Origin of the sequence: Microbacterium sp. 13-71-7 (assembly GCF_002257455.1) — a bacterium.
Lineage (GTDB): Bacteria > Actinomycetota > Actinomycetes > Actinomycetales > Microbacteriaceae > Microbacterium.
The window spans coordinates 1-1,429 of the sequence record NZ_NCKN01000411.1; the positions used below are offsets into that span (position 1 = coordinate 1).

1 protein-coding gene and 2 pseudogenes are annotated in these 1,429 nt (G+C 70.5%); 1 reads left to right on the forward strand and 2 read right to left on the reverse strand.

The window, feature by feature from the left end; all coding sequences use genetic code 11:
* Nucleotides 1–183: pseudogene (locus B7X32_RS20875) on the reverse strand (ATP-dependent DNA ligase); the annotation flags it as partial.
* Nucleotides 184–340: 157 nt separating this feature from the next.
* Nucleotides 341–1,231, reverse strand: a complete 891-nt coding sequence (locus B7X32_RS20880; RefSeq protein WP_292724150.1) for a LysR family transcriptional regulator ArgP — start codon at nt 1,229–1,231, stop codon at nt 341–343.
* 101 nt (nt 1,232–1,332) lie between these two features.
* Between B7X32_RS20880 and B7X32_RS20885 the strand changes: the two are divergent.
* Nucleotides 1,333–1,429, forward strand: a pseudogene (locus tag B7X32_RS20885) (amino acid transporter); the annotation flags it as partial.

A 1,429-nucleotide genomic window follows, 5' to 3' on the forward strand; every position in this document is an offset into this window, starting at 1 on the left:
GGGCCTGTCGCCGGTGGAGGCGAGGAACGGCGTCGACACCGTCTGCACGTAGTCCGCGAGCTCGCCCTTCGTGATGGGGCCGCCCTCCGCGGCCGGCCAGATCGCGCGGTTAGGGCTGGACAGGTCCAGAGTCCGGTCGCCGTCGGGGCCGTGAACGGTCAGAGTGATGCGCTCGGATGCCATGACTCGACCCTAGGGTGCGCCGCCGACGCGACGCCACGGGTCCGTGGGAAACCACATCCAACACGAGACACCATCTCCGGCGTGCTGTCTCGCGCTGGATCTGGTTTCTCGCGAGGAGCGCGCCCTCAGCGAGGGCTCGCGATGCGCCCGCTCGCCGTCAGTGCAGCACGCGATCGGCCTCGGCGCGGATCTCCGCCGCGATCGCGTCCAGCAGCTCGGAGCGCAGATTCCACTGCTGCCAGAACAGCGGCGAGGAGAACTCCTCGTCATCGAGCCGCACGAGGCGCCCGTCGGCGAGGCCCTCCTGCGCATGCGGGACCGGGAGCAGCGCCCACCCCAGGCCGAGCTCCACGGCGACGGAGAAATCCGCCGAGGCGGGCACGTGATGCCGCGGCACGGGCCACGGATCCACTCCGCGCTCGCGCAGCCAGTCCTGCTGCAGCAGATCCCGGCGGTCGAAGTCCACGAACGGCGCCCGCGCCAGCGCCTCCGGCGTCACCCCGTCGGGGAACCAGCGCCGCGCGAAGCCCGGAGACGCCGCCGCCACGTAGCGCAGCGAGCCGAGCGCCTCGACCCTGCACCCGCCGACCGGCTCCGACTCGCTCGTCACCGCCGCCATCACGGTGCCCGATTCGAGCAGCCTCGCGGTGAAGTTCTGGTCGTCGCGATGCAGGTCGAACTCGACGTCGTACTGCTCGGAGAGCCGGGCCAGCGGTGCCAGGAACCAGGTCGCCATCGAGTCGGCGTTGACGGCGAGAGGGATCCTGATGCGCGCGCCCTCGCCCTCCGCGGACAGGCCGAACCCGGCGATCGCATCGCGCTCCAGGAGGGCGATCTGACGGCCGAACCGGGCGACGGCCTCCCCCGCCTCGGTCGCCCGCGCGGGCTTGCTGCGCACCAGCAGGATCCGGCCGAGCTGCTGCTCCAGCGTCTTGATCCGCTGGCTCACGGCCGACGGGGTCACCAGGAGTCGTCGGGCGGCCGCGTCGAAGCTTCCCTCATCGAGCACCGCGGCCACGGTGCGCGCGGATTCCGGATCCACCTGCACATGAGCGATTCTAATCTGGCTTAAGGAATCTTCGCTGGTGCTGAATCGAGACTCGACCCTATTCTCGATCCGTGCTCATCCTCCTCTCCGGCCTCGGCCTCATGTTCTCGCTCATCATCGCCGTCGGCGCGCAGAACGTGTACGTGCTGCGCCAAGGGCTGCGCCGCGAGCACGTGCTGCCCGTCGTCCTGATCTGCG